A 16369-nucleotide genomic window follows, 5' to 3' on the forward strand; every position below is an offset into this window, starting at 1 on the left:
GAGCCTTTGCGCGGCGATATTCAATAACCACGCGCCCTCAGCCCCGTTGTTATCGGATAGCGGGGGGGTGTTATTGCCTGTCTGACAGGCCCCGACCCAATCTGATCCCACAAAAGCACGGGCTGTCCCGCACCGCGCAACAGAGAGGATCACAGTTATGTATCGCAAGTTTATCGCAACCGTAGCCGCCGCATCTATTGCGTTGACCATATTGGGCGCGCTGCCCGCCGCCGCAGGTGACCGCCGCACCGTCAATACAATTGCCGCGATTGTGGGGCTGGCTGTTGTGGGCAAGATCATCCACGACAGGAATGACAAGAAAAAGCAGGCAAGCCACCATCAGTCAAAACCGGAGTATCGCGCGCCAACCTATGACAGGCCGATCCGCCAGAAGCCTACCTACGGTGCGCCCGCCTATCAGCCGCCGCGGTATGGCCAGCCCAAGCCGCGCCCGCTGCCCGACCGTGTGAGCCGCAAGCTTTTGCCGCAGAAATGCCTGCGCCGGGTAAAAACCCATCGTGGCCATGTGCGCATGTTCGCCAGCCGGTGTCTGCAACGCAACTACAGCTACACACACCGTCTGCCGCGCCAGTGCAATTATACCTTTAACACCCGTCGCGGCGACCGCCGTGGATATGAGGCACGCTGCTTGCGTGAACACGGGTTCCGTTTGGCGCGAGGATAACATCGCGCTGTGATCCGGGTGGGTGTCCCTTCACCCGGAAGACTGGGGAGGATGTTCGGGCATCCTCCCTTTTTTATATTGAGCCTTGGGCAGGATTGCGGTCTTGAGGGGGTATGAAACCGGATTTTGAATTTGAACGCGCCGCCATGGCGCAGGGCTACACCCGCATTGCAGGTGTGGATGAGGTGGGCCGTGGCCCTTTGGCAGGACCGGTGACGGCGGCGGCGGTGATTTTAGATCCTGCATGTATCCCCGAGGGGCTGAATGATTCAAAGAAGCTGACCAAGAAAGCCCGTGAACGCCTGTATGAAGAGATTATGGAAGTGGCCGAGGTCAGCATCGCCCATGCCACGGTTGCGGAAATCGACGAGATCAACATCCTGCGCGCCAGCCATCTGGCGATGATGCGCGCGCTTGAGGGGCTCAAGACGCCGGCCGACTATGTTTTGGTGGATGGGAATATGTTGCCCCGTGATCTGATCCTGCCCGCGCAGACCATCATCAAGGGGGACAGCCGTTCGCAGAGCATTTCAGCTGCCTCAATTATGGCCAAAATTTGTCGAGATTGTGTCATGTTGTCCCTTGCGCAACAGCACCCCGGTTATGGCTGGGAAACCAACATGGGATATGGATCAAAAAGACACATAGAGGCGCTTCAAGAACTTGGGGTAACCCCACACCATAGACGTTCGTTCAAACCCGTACACAATATGTTGTAGCAACAATTTTTCTTAACCAATTGATTCAAAAAACAAATTGACCGCGAATCGTCTTTGACTCATCCTGATCTCAACAAACGAGCACAAAATGTGCCGGGGACCAGAGGCAGAAAATTGATGAAGACGATAGAAAAAAGCACCGCGGTGCTTCCTTTGAACACGATCCTTGATGGCGACTGTATCGAGGCGATGAACGCCCTGCCGGAGGCGAGCGTTGATCTGATCTTTGCGGACCCTCCATATAACCTGCAATTGCGTGGCGATCTGATGCGCCCCGACAATTCCAAGGTGGATGCGGTTGACGATGAATGGGATCAATTCGCCAGCTTCAAGGTCTATGATGAATTCACCCGTGCCTGGCTGAAAGCGGCCCGTCGCCTGCTGAAACCAAATGGCGCAATCTGGGTCATTGGCAGCTATCACAATATTTTCCGGGTTGGTGCAGCGCTGCAGGATGCCGGTTTCTGGATCCTGAACGATGTGGTCTGGCGCAAATCCAACCCGATGCCGAACTTTCGCGGCAAGCGCTTTACCAACGCTCATGAGACGATGATCTGGGCCGGTAAGGACGAGAACTCCAAATACACCTTTAACTACGAGGCGTTGAAAGCCCTGAACGAAGGTATCCAGATGCGCAGCGATTGGGTGCTGCCGATCTGCACTGGTCATGAACGGTTAAAGAACGAAGAGGGCGAAAAGGCCCATCCAACACAAAAACCCGAAAGCCTGCTGCACCGTATTCTGGTCGGGTCCAGTAATCCGGGTGACGTGATCCTTGATCCGTTCTTTGGCACAGGCACCACAGGGGCTGTTGCGAAAATGCTGGGCCGCGACTTCATCGGGATTGAACGCGAGGAAGCCTATCGCAAGGTTGCGCTGAAACGTCTGAGCAAAGTGCGCAAGTTTGACCGCGAGGCGCTGCAAACCACGACGTCGAAACGTGCGGAGCCACGGGTGCCCTTTGGTCAGCTGGTTGAGCGTGGCATGCTGCGTCCGGGTGAAGAACTCTATTCCCTTAATGGGCGTCACAAGGCCAAGGTCCGTGCCGACGGCACATTGATCGGATCGGATATCAAAGGATCAATCCATCAGGTTGGCGCTGCTTACGAAAAAGCGCCCAGCTGTAACGGGTGGACCTACTGGTGCTTCAAGAAGGATGGTAAACGTGTGCCGATTGACCTTCTGCGCCAGCAGATAAGGGCCGAAATGGCCAACTGAGAATTGTTGTTTCCGGGAAGCGCTATGCGAAACCTGTCTTGTCGACCCCTTTGGTCGCACGGGCCCTGCAAGGATGCCTTGGCAAAGGGAAACCCGGAAACATCCTAGAACACCGCCGGTGCCTGCGGCCTTCCTTATGAAGGTTGCCTAGATAGGCACTCACCTTAGCCCCGCCCTTGTGGCGGGGCCTTTTTTGTTTGCCGCCCAAGCAGGTTGAACTGCGTAAAAAAGCCACATCGACCCCGTGCAACAACCGCGTGATGGTTGGAAGGTCAGTGGAGCGTCAATCAATGGATTTTAGAACAATAAGCCGTGCAACCGCCGCGATCTTTGGCACGCTTTGCCTCACCCTGATTATGTTCCCCGAATTGATCTATTGGTTGTTTTCGCTGAAGCAAGCGGAGGTTGGCGATATTTTAGCCAAACGTGCTGGCGTGTTGTTTCTGGGATTTTCGGTGCTTTGTTTTATGGCGCGAGATGCCGTGATACCTGACGTGCAACGGGTGGTGGTGGTGACCGTCATGACCGCAATGGGTGCGATGGCCGCGCTTGGGATCTATGAGTTTTGGCGGGGATCCGTCGGCCCGGGTATCTGGATTGCGATTCTGGTTGAGTTGTTGATATCGGGGCTATTCTATCGCGCATGGCGGCAAGGCGCATAGGTGCACCTCAATTTACCAGATCTGACCGGTTCTTTTGCAGGACCGCCTGCACATAGCGCCCGTCAAATTCTGTTTTACTTAACACAAAGGCCACCCCGGCAGAGGATGCTTTTTCCCACATAAAGGGCGAGGGCCAGTCACTGACGATGATCACCGGAATATCCGAAAAATTCGGATCACGGGCCAGTTCAAGAGCGAAATCCGCGCCCAATCCATCCGGCAGATTATTGTCCAGCAGGATCAGGGAGACCGGTCCCTTTTCCATCGCGCGGCGCGCTGATTTCAAGGTTGCCGCCGCTTCGATATGAAAGGGCTGGCGCGATTTATTCATGATCCGTGTCAGTTTCTGGCGGTCGAATTCGCTGTCCTCTACAATCAGACAGGTCTGATGGGGCTGATACTTCGATGATTGATGCGCGCCCGTTTGCATGAATTGACACCTTTCTTTTGTCGCCAAAGAGGTGTCATGGAAGCGTTAAGATACCATGAGCGTCAGCGCGGCATCGGCGTTTGCCGCTTGTTGTACGCGCTCCAGTCAGTGATCTCGGGATAGTAGGTTCGGCGCCACTGGCGCACCCGCGGGTTCATGATGCGCCGCCATAGCGGCGGGAACATCGCGGCCATTGTCATCACCGGATAGCCAAAGGGCAGTTGCGGTGCCTCATCCGCACCGTAATTCTGCAACACGGGAAACCGGCGGTCGGGTTTATAGTGATGATCAGAATGGCGTTGCAGGTTGATCAACAGCCAGTTTGACGCCTTATGCGCCGCGTTCCACGAATGATGCGGTTTGACGTGTTCATATTTGCCATCCCCCAGATGTTCGCGGGTCAGTCCGTAATGTTCGATGTAATTGACCAGCTCCAGCTGCCAGATTGCGACCCCAGCCTGCACCAGAAACAGCAGCACGCCAAGCCAGCCACCAAGGATCAATGCAAGGGCGAGGAAGGTAATTTGCATACCCCAATATTTCCAGAACGGGTTGCTGCGGTTATGCCAAGGAAGGCGTTTGCGGGCCAGCATATCAGCCTCGGCCTTGAAGGCAGAGTGAAAGCTCTGGCGCAAAACGCGCGGATAAAACCGGTGAAACCCTTCGTTATACCGCGCCGTCACCGGGTCGCGGGGCGTGCCGACATAGCGGTGATGCACCAGCAGGTGTTCGGAACGAAAATGCGAATACAGCACCATCGCGAGCAATACATCTGCCAGAAACCGCTCTAGCCGGTTCTTCTGGTGCATTAATTCATGGCTGTAGTTGATGCCGATGGTGCCGGTGATCACGCCAACGCCAAAGAACAGGGCAATGCGTTCAAAAAGGCTCAGATGTTCCGCCTGCGGCACATACCAGATCAGGCCGAAGAGTGTCAGGAATTGCGCCGGGACCCAAATCAGGGTGACCAAACGATACCAGAACAGATCCTCTTCGCTTGCCTCCAGATCGGCATTATCAAGATTCAGCCCCAGCACCGCATCCAACAGTGAAAACAGGCACCAGGTGACCAGTGGCAATAGGGCGATGCTCCAGCCGCCATGCGCCGCGCAGATCCATGTTAGCGGAATAAGACCCAGCGACAGCCAGAACGGCAGGGCGCGGGATAGTCGGCGCAGATCGCGCGGAGGAATCGGGGCGGGTTGTTGTGACATGGCTGGACCTTTGACGGTGTGTCTTGGCTATCTTTATCGCAGATCGCCAAACGGGCAAAGCGGTGACACAGCCCTAGGTCTGCGACAAATCGTATGCCTTGCGCATCACTGTGGGCAGGTCCGAGGGGCGGAACTGCGCGCGCGTGACGAAGCTGCCCGCGGTGTCATTAGGGACTTTCGCCAACTTAACGGTCAGGATCAGGTGGAAATGCGTGAATGTATGGCGCACTTCGCCTGCAAGGGTTTGCCAATCGGCCTTCAGCGGTGGTGTGCCCTCGGGCAAGGGTTCGCTGATATCCAGCCAGTCCGAACCGGGCCAGCCCAACATCCCGCCAAGCAGTCCTTTCTCTGGCCGAGTCTCTAACATCCACGCACCATCATCCCGTTGGGCTAGGTACACTGTGCCGTGGCGCACAGGTTTGGGTTTCTTCGGTGTCTTTTTGGGCAGCAGGTTCTGCGTTCCTGCGTCGCGTGCAGCACAGGGATCGCGCCACGGGCAAATCCCGCAAGCGGGTGATTTCGGCGAACAGATGGTTGCACCCAGATCCATCACCGCCTGAGCATAGTCGCCGGGGCGCTGTGCAGGGGTCAACGCCTGCGCCTGTGCCATCAGCAAAGGTTTTGCTGCAGGCAGGGGGGTGTGAATATCATAAAGCCGCGCCATCACCCGCTCGACATTGCCGTCCAGCACAGTGTGGGGCAGATCAAATGCAATCGAGGAAACGGCGGCAGCGGTATAGGGCCCGATGCCGGGCAATTTCAGCAATGCGTCATGATCTGCCGGGAACACGCCACCATGTTCATCCACAACTGCGCGGGCGCATTTCAGCAGATTGCGGGCACGCGCATAATACCCCAATCCAGCCCATTCGCCCATCACATCGGCATCCTGTGCCGCCGCCAGATCACGCACCGTTGGCCAGCGGGTCACAAACCGCTGGAAATAGTCACGCACGGTTGCAACGGTGGTTTGCTGCAACATGATTTCGCTCATCCAGATGCGATAGGGATCGGGCAAAATCCCGGCCTTGCGTTGGGCAGGCCCCACACGCCAGGGCATTTCGCGGGCATGCACATCGTACCAATGCAGCAAAAGACCGGGCAGGGTGTTTATGTCGGGCGTATCACGCAATGTTTATGACTTCCGATGCTTGCTTTGGTTGGTGCTGGAGCGCTGGCAGACTATTGTATAGATAGGGCCCAAAGGGAACATAGCCATGCCGCCAAGGCGCACCAGTACAAAAGGGTTCAAACGCACCGACAGCCTGTTGTCGGGGCAGATCCGGCGCGCGTCGGAAACGCGTGGTTTTGCCCAATCGCGGCTGTTGACCCAATGGGGCGAAATCGCCGGTCAGGACATTGCCGGCATCGCCCGGCCTGTTGAAATCAGCTATGGCCGGGGCGGTATGGGGGCGACCCTGACTTTGCTGACCAACGGGGCAAATGCGCCCATGCTGGAAATGCAAAAGGAACAGCTGCGCGCCAAGGTGAATGCGGTCTATGGCTATAACGCGATTGCCCGTGTGCGGATCACGCAAACAGCTTCTACCGGGTTTGCCGATGGCAAGGTCGCCTTTAGCCCCAAGAAGCCGGCTGCAAAAGCTGCCCCCGATCCGGCCCTGCGACAAATGGCGGCAGCGGCGGCACAGCCCGTTTCAGATCAAGGTCTGCGCGATGCACTTGCGCGTCTGGGCGAGAACATATTGAACAAAACAAAACGCTGAACAGCAGCAAAGGAACGACATGATGCAACGCAGAAATATGATACTTGGTGGCTTTGCCGTGCTTGGCCTTGGCGGCTGGGCGCTGTCCAACAACATGGGCGGCGGCAGCGGCTCAACAGAGTTGTCAAATCTGGCAGGTGCCGCAAATGCGCAGACAACTTCGGGCGATTTCGATACGTCCAGCATCACCGAGATGGTCGTTGGCAACCCCGATGCGGCAGTGACTGTTGTTGAATATGCCTCCTTCACCTGCCCGCATTGCGCGGCCTTCCATAGCGGCGCATTCAAACAGCTTAAGGCTGATTTCATCGACACTGGTAAGATCAAATTTGTCTACCGCGAAGTCTATTTTGACCGTCCGGGTCTGTGGGCGTCGATGATTGCGCGTTGCGGCGGTCAGGAGAGGTTTTTTGGAATCGTTGATTTGATCTACAAAGGTCAATCCAACTGGGCCCGCGCGGGCGAGCCTGCCGCGATTGTTGACGAGCTGCGCAAGATTGCGCGGCTGGCGGGGATGGACAACGATACCATTGAGGCCTGCCTGCAAGATGCGGAGAAAGCCCAGACATTGGTGGCCTGGTTCGAGGAAAACAAGAACCGTGATGATGTCACCTCTACACCCAGCTTTCTGATCAACGGGAATAAACATTCCAACATGGCGTACGGCGAAATGAAGGAACTGATCGACGCAGAGTTGGGCAGCTGATGGGCAATGGGAACGCGGGCCCTCTTGCCGGTCTGAAGGTCGTTGAGATGGCGCGTGTTCTGGCCGGCCCCTGGGCCGGTCAAACCCTGTCCGATCTGGGCTGCGAAGTGATCAAGGTCGAAAGCCCCGCAGGTGATGATACGCGCCAATGGGGGCCTCCCTTTGTGACACGGGATGAGGATGTTTCGGCGTCTTATTTCCATTCAACAAACCGCGGCAAGGCCAGCGTGACCATCGATTTTCGCACCGACGCAGGTCAGGCGCAGTTGAAAGAGCTGCTGCGCGACGCGGATATCGTGATTGAGAATTTCAAAACCGGCGGACTTGCGAAATACGGGTTGGATTATGAAAGCCTGCGCGAGGAGTTTCCGCAGCTGATCTATTGCTCTATCACTGGATTTGGCCACACTGGCCCTTATGCCCACCGTGCGGGATACGATTTTATCATTCAGGGCATGTCCGGTCTGATGTCGATCACCGGCGAACCGGACCGCCAGCCGCAGAAATCCGGCATGGCGATCACCGATGTGTTTACCGGCATATACGCCACCACTGCCATTCTGGCTGCTGTGCATCAGCGCAGCCAGACCGGGCGTGGCCAACATATCGATATGGCCCTGCTGGATTGCGCGGTGGCAATAATGGGCAATCAGGCGATGAATTATATGACCACGGGGATTGCGCCGACCCGTATGGGCAATGCACACCCCAACCTGACACCCTATGAGGTCTTTGAAACTTCAGACGGGCACATCATCATCGCCACCGGCAATGACGGGCAGTTTCAGCGCCTGTGCCGTTTGCTGGGGCTGGACGATATGGCGACCGCGCCGGAATATGCCAAAAACGCCGACCGCGTGGCGAACCGCCCGGAAATGAACCGCCGGATTGAGGGGGCCACGTCACAACGCACCCGCGATGATTTGCTGGCCGCCTGCGAGGCGCATAATGTGCCAGCCGGTCCGATCAATAATCTGGATGATGTGATGGTTGATCCGCAAGTGGTTGCCCGTGGCATGCAGATCGAATTGGATGGTGTGCCGGGGTTACGCTCGCCCTTCCGGTTCTCTGATGCTGAACTGGCGTTGCACCGCCCGGCCCCGAAACTGGGCGAAGACAACTGAGGCAAACGACCGGAGGCTTTAAAAGTTTCCGCGTTATGCTGGTTTGGGCAGCGCGTCCAACGCCTTGAACAGCGGGTTGTCCTCTGCCAGCGCCAGCCGCACCGGCAGGGTGATCACCTTGCTGCGGAAACTGGCAGGCAGGCGCACGGCATCCTTCTCTGTGGTCACAAGCTGCGCGCCACGTGCCGCCGCATCCGCTTCCAACCGTGCCATCAAGGCCGAGGTGAGTGGCTGGTGATCATCCAGCGCCTCTGCATGGACAATCTGTGCCCCTAGATCGCGTAGGGTGGCAAAGAACTTCTCTGGGTGACCGATACCGGCGAAAGCCAGAACGCGGCTGTCTGACCAATCCATACCGGTTTGCAATGGGGCGAGTTTGGCCCGTGCATGTGGCAGGTCGCTGGGCCGTGCTGTGCGGCTGGCAAAACTGTCCTGTGCGCCATCCTCACCAATGGACAGCAGCAGATCAGCGCGGGCCAGCCCGATTGCCGCCGGTTCGCGCAGCGGCCCTGCGGGCAGGCACAAGCCGTTGCCAAATCCGCGCGCTGCATCCACAACAATCACGGATAGATCATAGGCCAATGCGGGGTTCTGAAACCCGTCATCCAAGACGACCACGCTGGCCCCGGCCGCCTGTGCTGCCCTGGCCCCGGCTGCGCGGTCTTTCGCTACCCATACTTCTGCAAAGGCGGCCAGCAGCAGCGGCTCGTCCCCTACATCGGCTGCCTTGTGGCGCGTGGGGTCAATCTGCACCGGTCCTTCCAAAGTACCGCCATACCCGCGCGAAACGATATGTGGTTCGTGAAACAGCCCGCGTAAATGCTCAACGACGGCCATCACTGTAGGGGTTTTGCCAGTGCCACCTGCATTGATGTTCCCGATGCAGATCACAGGAATATCCAGCTGATGGTGTGGCCCCTGTTTCAGACGTCGGGCTGTGGCGGCAGCATAGATCGCGCCAAGAGGGCGTAACGCGGTTGCACGCCAATCCGGGTCGGACAGGTGCCAGAAGGCGGGAGGGCGGATCATGTGCGACTCAACTCCCTGTCCAGCGCATCCTGTATCAGGTCGATAATGCGGTCGGTCAACTCGGCCCCCTGGCTGATCACATCCCAGCCTGCATGGGCCATGGTTGCGGCCTGATCGGGGGCAATAAGGCGCGATACGGCGGTGCCCAATGCATCCACATCATTGACGATCCGCGCAGCACCGGCAGCGGCAAGACGGGAATAGGAGGGCATGAATTGGCGCAACCGTGGACCATAAAGGATGGCAGAGCCCAAGGCGGCGGCCTCCAACGGATCACACCCGCCGCTGCGTCCCTGTATCAGCGTGCCGCCCAGAAAGGAGACAGAGGCCAGACGGAAAAACAGCCCTCGTTCAGCGGCATCACTGGAGATCAGCAATTGTGTGGTGTCATCGGGAAACTGCCCGTCGTCCCATTGCGCGGTGGTAATGTTACGGCTTGCCGCTTGGCTTAACACCTCGTTTACTTTCTCGGGCACATCCGGTTGCAGGATCAGCAACAACCGGTGCGACAGGCGCAGCGCCTGTTTATGGGCACCAAGGACCATACCGATTTCCCGTTCTGTCACACCCGCGGCAAACCATGTGGGGCGCCCGCCCACGGCGGCGGAAAGATCATTCAGGTCACTGTCGACACAGGGCAACACCTGCCCTCCGGCCAGAAGGGGGCCGGTCTGGTTCAGGGGGGATGAAGGCAAGTCTAGACGGCTAAGTCGTTTGTAATCATTGGCGGATCTTGCAAATACCGCATCGAATTTCGACAGTAATCGGCGCGCCAAGGCGGGCAGCCAGCGGTCACGGCGTCCGTCAAAACCACGGGCATCCGCATCAATCAGGAACATGGGACAGCCCCGATCAGCCGCTTCTAGAACAAGATTGGGCCGCAGGTTTCCCCAGATCCAGATGCAGCTGTCCGGCTGCCAATGGTCGAGGAAGGCACTTACAACCTCGGGGTGTTCGCCGGGCACATTCATCTGAATCAAAGAGGTGTCGGCGCGGGCGGGCAGGGGGCGCTGTGCCCCTGCCTGCTCTGGCAGGGTGATCAGAACATGCAAACCTTCACGCGACGAAATCAACCGCATTGCAAAATCCTGTACCGCCAGAAGATTGCCAGGTTCACCTGCATGTATCCAGACCAGCTCTCCTTTGGGGCGGGCACGCAGCGGCGTGTCCTTGGGCAGCATTGTGGAATGCCGTGTCAACGCACGGTAGGCCGTCAACCCCAAAGACGACCGCGCCATAGGAGTTTAGCCCAGTTCTTCGGTAGAGGATGCCGCAGCCTCTTCATCCCGCAGGCGGTGCAAATGCGCGATGAAATAGCGCATATGCGCATTGTCTACGGTGCGCTGCGCTTCATTTTTCCAAGCATCAAAAGCGCTGGCGTAATTTGGGAAGATGCCGACGACATGAATGTCATCGACGTTCTTAAAGACGTTTTCGCTGGGGTTAACCAGTTCGCCACCAAAGACGAGGTGCAAGCGTTGGGTCATATCAGGATCCTTGTTAATGCGGGCAAGCGTTACAGCTGCGTACCCAGATGAGAGTTCTCACGCAAGTGCGTCGATCAAAGCGGCGCAGGCCGGTGTGCCCCCCGCCACCACACCGTTCAGGCGCGGGTCGGGGTTGTTAAACCGCAAGGATGCACCGGTTCGGTCAAGGGCGATGCCGCCCGCTTCGGCAACGATCAGCGCGCCGGCGGCGATGTCCCATTCCCAGCTTTTGCGCAGGGTGAGCATCGCCTCGAACCGGCCTTCGCCGACAAGGGCAAGACGGTAGGCGAGTGAGGGGCGAAAGCTGCGTTTGAAGTCGGGGCAGATGTTGGTTTTCCAATGATCTCCCTGCATCGCGGGCTTTGCCACCAGCACCGAAGATGTCTCAAGCTGCGCCTTTTCGGATGCCACGATCGGCACCCCGTTACAGGTGGCCCCGCCGCCTTTGGCCGCTGCATAAAGCTTGTTCCTTAGTGGAAGGTAAACAACTGCCGCTGTGATCACCCCGTGTTCCGCCACTGCAATGGAATGCGCCCAGGTGTTGGAGCCTTCGACAAAGCTGCGGGTGCCATCAATTGGGTCCACGATGAACACGCGGTCTTGTGACAGGCGGTCGGCGTTGTCCTCGGTTTCTTCTGACAGCCAGCCATAGTCGGGCCGCGCCAGTCGCAGGGTCGATAAAAGCTGTGCGTTGACTGCCAGATCAGCCTCGGTCACCGGCCCCGCGTCATCGGCCTTGTCCCAACGCTGCGCCGTGGGTCCGGTGAAGCTGGTCGCAACCCGTCCCGCCATGCGCGCGGCGTCGATCAGCAAGGGCAGGTCATGCGCCGGCAAGTGTCATCCCTTCGACCAGCAGCGAGGGCACTACCCGGCTGAGGTGGGTGCGGGCGTCATTGGCAGGGACCATCACCCGCAACATGTCACGCAGATTGCCCGCGATGGTGCATTCGTTGATCGTATGTGTGATTTCGCCGTTCTCGATCCAGAACCCGGCAGCCCCGCGTGAATAATCACCGGTATTGGGGTTGATGGTTGATCCGATCATCGAGGTGACCAGCAGGCCGGTGCCCATCTCGCGGATCAGCTCGGCCCGGGTTTGGCTGCCTTGGGTCAGGGCCACATTCCAGTTCGTCGGGGCCGGCGCAGAGGAGGTGCCACGCGCCGCGTTGCCGGTGGCCTTCAGCCCCAGTTTGCGGGCATTGGCCAGATCAAGTGTCCAGCCTTGCAGCACACCGTTTTCCACTATCAGCCGTTTCTGTGTTGGCAGACCTTCGGCATCAAAGGGCCGCGAGCCGCTGGTGCGCGGACGGTGCGGGTCTTCGATCAGGGACAGGTGGTCGGGCAGTACGGCCTCGCCCATGGCATCCCGCAGAAAGGAGGCGCCCCGCGCCACCGCGCTGCCGTTTACGGCAGAGAGCAAGTGACCGATCAGACTGGAGGAAATGCGTTCGTCAAACAAAACCGGATAGGCACCGGTTGGCGGTTTGCGTGCATCCATCCGCTCCACCGCACGGTTTCCGGCGGATTGCCCGATATCTTCGGCGCTGCGCAGGTCACTTTGAAAGATGCGCCCGTCACCATCATAATCACGCTCCATCCCGGTGCCAGTGCCGGCAATGGCCACACAGGAAAGCCCACGGTCCGTGCGCGAATACCCGCCTTCAAAACCGTTGCTCATGGCGGTGAAAACCTCTTGTGCGCCATAGGCCGCACTGGCGGATTGCACCTGTGTCACCCCTTGGATGCCAAGGGCGGCTGCCTCTGCGCGGGCGGCATCGTCTTGCAAGTCTTCGGGCGACGGTTCGGGCGTGGGGTCATAAAGCTCCAGCGCGTCGATGTCCCAAGTCTGTGCCAGCTGGTCCGGCGTGGCCAACCCGGCATAGGGATCTTCCGGGGCCTCGCGCGCCATGGCAACCGCCCGCACCGCCATCTCTTCAATGGTGCGGCTTGAGGTATCAGAGGCCGACACGGTCGCCGCGCGTTGCCCGACAAAAACCCGCAAGCCGATGTCGACACCTTCCGCGCGTTCCGCCTGCTCCAGCGCACCGCCGCGCACGTCGACAGAAACCGATGTCGCCTGCACCGCCTTGGCTTCTGCGCTGTCGGCACCGGCTTTGGTGGCGGCCTGCAAAAGCGATTTGGTCAGCGCGTCCAGGGGCAGTGACATAAGGGAAAGCTCCGGTTTGGGTCCTGTGCCTAAGGAGGTAACCTGCGCCCCCTCAAAGGACAAGGGAGGCATGTAAAAAGGGCGCAGCCTATGCCGCGCCCCTGTAGCAAATGCAAAGTTTTGCAGCTACCGCGCTGGTTAACGCAGGCGCTGCCCGTTTGCCAGAATTTGACCGTCGGGGGTAAATTCGATCTTGGATTTCAACGTGTCGGGCGCATCACCGGGCACGGTGAACAGCCCCATCATCATCCGCGCACCCATCGCCTGATCCTGCGGCAGCAAGCCCATTGCGACCAGTTTGTCCAGCAAGGTGTTGCCTCCTGCCAGCGCAAGATCCACATCCCCAATGGGATTGCCTGCACCGGGCACCAGACCGCCAGCGGCCCCGTCAAAGGTGATGTCGCCTGCACCTTCCAGTTTCGCACCGGCGGCACTGACCAGCAATGTGCCAAGGTTCACGGCTTTCACCTCACCGGGAGAGCCTGTCATCTGTGCCGCCGCCTCTGGGTTCATCCAATCGACCAGCATTTTTACCTTGCCGGTCAGATCCAATACAACTGTCGCCGGATCGCGCGGCAATTGTGCGGCGGGGTCAAACATGCTCCAGATGATATCGGACATGGTAAAATCGCTGAGGTTCAGACCGAATGCAAAATCCTGTGCCTCGTCGGATTTACTGACGGGCATGGCAAGGTTGAAGCCACTTTCGGCCATTTTGATCTCAAACGGGAAGGGCATCATTTCCATGGTGACCCCAATGTTCACGTCACGCTGGGCCACATCATAGGCCAGCCCGTTTGCGCTCATCTTGAAGCCGAAATCGCCGCCCTGAGATGTGGTGTTCATCACATAGTTGCCATTCTCCGGATCCTTGATGTCAAATTCGGAACTCCCCGATGCATAGCTCAGGCTACCAGTGGCATCAAAACCCCCCGCCATCAGCGTGGACATATCGGCACCTTTGGCCACTTCAAGCGGCAGCTCACCCTGACCCGTGAAGGTGACGCCGCCCATGGTGCCCTTGATTGCGCCTTGGGCATCCGCCTTGTCGGGGTCGTTTACAAACAGATCAAACGCCATGCTTTCAATGCTGCCGTTTTGATCATATCCGCGCATGTCACCGATGGTCATGGAGGTTGTGCTGCTTAGGTTGGTGCCAGAAAAGTTTATCCGTGCGTCGTCACCGGACATTTCTTTGTCACCGACCTTCATCCGGGTCATGTCCATCGCAAAGTTTTGCGCGGTGTAAAGATAAGTCATGTCCTCGGGATCGCCACTGACCGTGATTGCGTGATCATTTTGGGTAAAGTTGACCGTTACCGTAAAAGGTTCACCGCCGTTTGCCGCATCTTCGCCCGTCACGGTGATTGGCACCGTGTCGGGCATGACAATTGCAACCGTGCCGTCGCGGTTCTGGTTAAAGGCGAGGGACCCCAAAGACATCGACATCGCCCCATCGCTTTCAGGGATGGCAAAGCTAAAGCTGAGATCACTGACCGTCAGATCATCACCATTGGCGGTTTCGGTTGCTGTGATCTCATATCCCATGCCTTCCATATAGGCCCGCCAGTCGCCCCAGACTTCCTGCGGTGTCAGGTCCGCCCAAGCGGCTTGTGTGGCAAGGGAAAAGGGCAGCGCGAGGCCAAGTGCAATCGGCGTGAAACGGGACATGGGTAATTCCTTTTGGCAATGTCTGCGCAAAGTCTTTGAAAGGCTGGACAAGGTCAAGCCATGTGGTCGGGGGTGGACCAATCTTCGGCAGAACACTACCACATAGGTCAAGGAAATTGCAAAAAGCTGCACAGGCAATAAAGGAAATACCGCACCATGGATATGCAGAACAAGACCGTCATGATCACTGGCGCAAGCCGGGGCATTGGGGCCGAAGCCGCGCGGATTTTTGCCGAGGCAGGGGCGAATGTGGCCTTGCTGGCCCGCTCCGAAGGGGCGTTGAAAGAATTGACCGCAGAGATCGGCAAAGCCGCCATCGCGATTCCCTGTGACGTGGCCAATTACGCCGATATGGCAGCGGCGGTGGAAAAGACCGTGCAGACCTTTGGCGGTCTGGACGTGCTGATCAACAACGCCGGTGTGATCGAACCTGTGGCGCATCTGGGGGATGCTGACCCTGATGCATGGGGGCAAGTGATCGACATTAACCTCAAGGGCGTGTTCAACGGCATGCATGCCGCCTTGCCGGTGATGAAGGCCAAGGGGGGTGGATCAATCCTGACCATTTCATCCGGTGCCGCGCATGGGCCGGTAGAGGCATGGAGCCATTATTGTGCGTCCAAGGCGGCGGTGCATATGCTGACCAAATGTGTGGATCTGGAAGAGGCCGAAAACGGTATCCGCGCCATCGGCCTGTCACCGGGCACGGTCGCCACCCAGATGCAGCGCGAGATCAAGGCATCGGGCATCAACCCGGTCAGCAAGCTGGCGTGGGAGGATCACGTGCCTGCGGACTGGCCTGCCAAATGCCTGCTGTGGATGTGCAGCCCTGAGGCAGACGGTTTCAAAGGCCAGGAAATCTCGCTGCGCGATGAAGGCATCCGCCGTGCGGTGGGCCTGACGTGATCGAGCTGCATAAGGACGCGGATGTCTGGACGGTAACAATCAATCGGCCCGACAAGGCCAATTCGCTGACCCATGCGATGCTGACCGAACTGGCCGAGATTATGGAAAGTGCCGGATCCGCCCGCGCTGTGATCCTGACCGCTCGCGGTAAGGTATTCAGCGCCGGTGCTGATCTGGAAGAAGCAGTGGCGGGGCTTGCAACCTCTGACGTCTGGGAACGCCTATCCGGGGCCATCGCCGCCTTACCGGGGCTGAGCATCGCCGCGCTGAATGGCACCTTGGCAGGCGGGGCCATGGGCATGGCGCTGGCCTGCGATCTGCGTATCGCTGTGCCGGGTGCAAAGTTCTTTTATCCGGTGATGAAGCTGGGATTTCTGCCGCAGCCCTCTGATCCCAAACGCATGGCGGCGTTGATTGGCCCGGCGCGGACCAAGCTGATCCTGATGGGCGGGCAAAAGATTGAAGCCCCAGAGGCGCTGACCTTTGGGTTGATCGACCGGATTGTTGATGGGGCGGATTTGCTTGCCCATGCACAGGAGATCAGCGCCCTGACCGTTGCGGCCAAACCGGAGATTGCTGCCGAAATTAAACGGATGTGTAACCCCTAGATCAGCGGCACAAATGGCA

At 58.3% G+C, this 16369-nt stretch carries 18 protein-coding genes; 9 read left to right on the plus strand and 9 right to left on the minus strand.

Annotated elements, in window-relative coordinates; genetic code table 11:
* Window positions 1-157: 157 nt before the first annotated feature.
* The 4 genes from QQL78_RS17040 (at window position 158) to QQL78_RS17055 (ending at window position 3284) form a co-directional block, all read left to right on the plus strand.
* The gene (locus QQL78_RS17040) at window positions 158-685 is read left to right on the plus strand and encodes a hypothetical protein (protein ID WP_284375130.1); all 528 of its coding nucleotides are present in this window, start codon (window positions 158-160) and stop codon (window positions 683-685) included.
* 113 nt (window positions 686-798) lie between these two features.
* On the plus strand, window positions 799-1404 hold the full coding sequence (gene rnhB / locus QQL78_RS17045) for a ribonuclease HII (RefSeq protein ID WP_284375131.1): 606 nt from the start codon (window positions 799-801) through the stop codon (window positions 1402-1404).
* A 117-nt stretch (window positions 1405-1521) separates the two neighbouring features.
* Window positions 1522-2622 carry a site-specific DNA-methyltransferase gene (locus QQL78_RS17050; RefSeq protein ID WP_284375133.1) on the plus strand — a complete coding sequence of 367 codons (1101 nt, stop codon included), beginning with the start codon at window positions 1522-1524 and terminating at the stop codon, window positions 2620-2622.
* Between the two features lie 290 nt (window positions 2623-2912).
* Complete coding sequence (locus QQL78_RS17055) at window positions 2913-3284, plus strand: hypothetical protein (protein WP_284375135.1); 372 nt, start codon at window positions 2913-2915, stop codon at window positions 3282-3284.
* 7 nt (window positions 3285-3291) lie between these two features.
* On the opposite strand, the gene QQL78_RS17060 is transcribed toward QQL78_RS17055, so the two are convergent.
* The 3 genes from QQL78_RS17060 to mutY all read right to left on the minus strand — a co-directional run bounded on the left by QQL78_RS17060 (window position 3292) and on the right by mutY (window position 6060).
* Window positions 3292-3714: a response regulator gene (locus QQL78_RS17060; RefSeq protein ID WP_284375137.1), complete on the minus strand. Its 423-nt coding sequence runs from the start codon at window positions 3712-3714 to the stop codon at window positions 3292-3294.
* Between the two features lie 62 nt (window positions 3715-3776).
* Window positions 3777-4928 carry an alkane 1-monooxygenase gene (locus QQL78_RS17065; RefSeq protein WP_284375139.1) on the minus strand — a complete coding sequence of 384 codons (1152 nt, stop codon included), beginning with the start codon at window positions 4926-4928 and terminating at the stop codon, window positions 3777-3779.
* Between the two features lie 73 nt (window positions 4929-5001).
* Window positions 5002-6060 (minus strand): A/G-specific adenine glycosylase, encoded by a 1059-nt coding sequence (mutY, locus tag QQL78_RS17070; protein WP_284375141.1) that lies wholly within the window; start codon window positions 6058-6060, stop codon window positions 5002-5004.
* An 85-nt stretch (window positions 6061-6145) separates the two neighbouring features.
* Here mutY and QQL78_RS17075 point away from each other — a divergent pair, with 85 nt between their 5' ends.
* Genes QQL78_RS17075 through QQL78_RS17085 form a run of 3 tightly spaced genes read left to right on the plus strand, consistent with a single transcriptional unit; the run spans window position 6146 to window position 8482 of the window.
* The gene (locus tag QQL78_RS17075; protein WP_284375143.1) at window positions 6146-6652 is read left to right on the plus strand and encodes a DUF721 domain-containing protein; all 507 of its coding nucleotides are present in this window, start codon (window positions 6146-6148) and stop codon (window positions 6650-6652) included.
* Window positions 6653-6674: 22 nt separating this feature from the next.
* A complete protein-coding gene (locus tag QQL78_RS17080; RefSeq protein ID WP_431358330.1) occupies window positions 6675-7358 on the plus strand; it encodes a DsbA family protein in 684 nt (227 codons plus the stop codon).
* Window positions 7358-8482, plus strand: a complete 1125-nt coding sequence (locus tag QQL78_RS17085) for a CaiB/BaiF CoA transferase family protein (protein ID WP_284375144.1) — start codon at window positions 7358-7360, stop codon at window positions 8480-8482. Before QQL78_RS17080 ends, QQL78_RS17085 begins: the two co-directional genes overlap by 1 nt.
* A gap of 33 nt (window positions 8483-8515) precedes the next feature.
* Here QQL78_RS17085 and lpxK read toward each other — a convergent pair whose 3' ends face one another.
* From lpxK to QQL78_RS17115, 6 genes are all read right to left on the minus strand, one after another.
* Entirely contained in the window at window positions 8516-9511 is a 996-nt protein-coding gene (lpxK, locus tag QQL78_RS17090) for a tetraacyldisaccharide 4'-kinase (RefSeq protein ID WP_284375146.1), read from the minus strand.
* Entirely contained in the window at window positions 9508-10749 is a 1242-nt protein-coding gene (locus QQL78_RS17095; protein WP_284375148.1) for a 3-deoxy-D-manno-octulosonic acid transferase, read from the minus strand. Before QQL78_RS17095 ends, lpxK begins: the two co-directional genes overlap by 4 nt.
* Before the next feature lie 6 nt (window positions 10750-10755).
* Window positions 10756-10998 (minus strand): DUF4170 domain-containing protein, encoded by a 243-nt coding sequence (locus QQL78_RS17100; RefSeq protein WP_284375150.1) that lies wholly within the window; start codon window positions 10996-10998, stop codon window positions 10756-10758.
* A 57-nt stretch (window positions 10999-11055) separates the two neighbouring features.
* Window positions 11056-11832, minus strand: a complete 777-nt coding sequence (locus QQL78_RS17105) for a 3'(2'),5'-bisphosphate nucleotidase CysQ (RefSeq protein WP_284375152.1) — start codon at window positions 11830-11832, stop codon at window positions 11056-11058.
* Window positions 11819-13165: a TldD/PmbA family protein gene (locus QQL78_RS17110; protein ID WP_284375153.1), complete on the minus strand. Its 1347-nt coding sequence runs from the start codon at window positions 13163-13165 to the stop codon at window positions 11819-11821. Before QQL78_RS17110 ends, QQL78_RS17105 begins: the two co-directional genes overlap by 14 nt.
* 138 nt (window positions 13166-13303) lie before the next feature.
* Window positions 13304-14836 carry a DUF2125 domain-containing protein gene (locus QQL78_RS17115; protein WP_284375155.1) on the minus strand — a complete coding sequence of 511 codons (1533 nt, stop codon included), beginning with the start codon at window positions 14834-14836 and terminating at the stop codon, window positions 13304-13306.
* A 156-nt stretch (window positions 14837-14992) separates the two neighbouring features.
* Here QQL78_RS17115 and QQL78_RS17120 point away from each other — a divergent pair, with 156 nt between their 5' ends.
* Together QQL78_RS17120 and QQL78_RS17125 are read left to right on the plus strand one after the other, a co-directional pair.
* On the plus strand, window positions 14993-15742 hold the full coding sequence (locus tag QQL78_RS17120; RefSeq protein ID WP_284375157.1) for an SDR family oxidoreductase: 750 nt from the start codon (window positions 14993-14995) through the stop codon (window positions 15740-15742).
* Window positions 15739-16350, plus strand: a complete 612-nt coding sequence (locus tag QQL78_RS17125; RefSeq protein ID WP_284375159.1) for an enoyl-CoA hydratase/isomerase family protein — start codon at window positions 15739-15741, stop codon at window positions 16348-16350. Before QQL78_RS17120 ends, QQL78_RS17125 begins: the two co-directional genes overlap by 4 nt.
* Window positions 16351-16369: the final 19 nt, after the last annotated feature.

The organism is Sulfitobacter pacificus, assembly GCF_030159975.1.
Lineage (GTDB): Bacteria > Pseudomonadota > Alphaproteobacteria > Rhodobacterales > Rhodobacteraceae > Sulfitobacter > Sulfitobacter pacificus.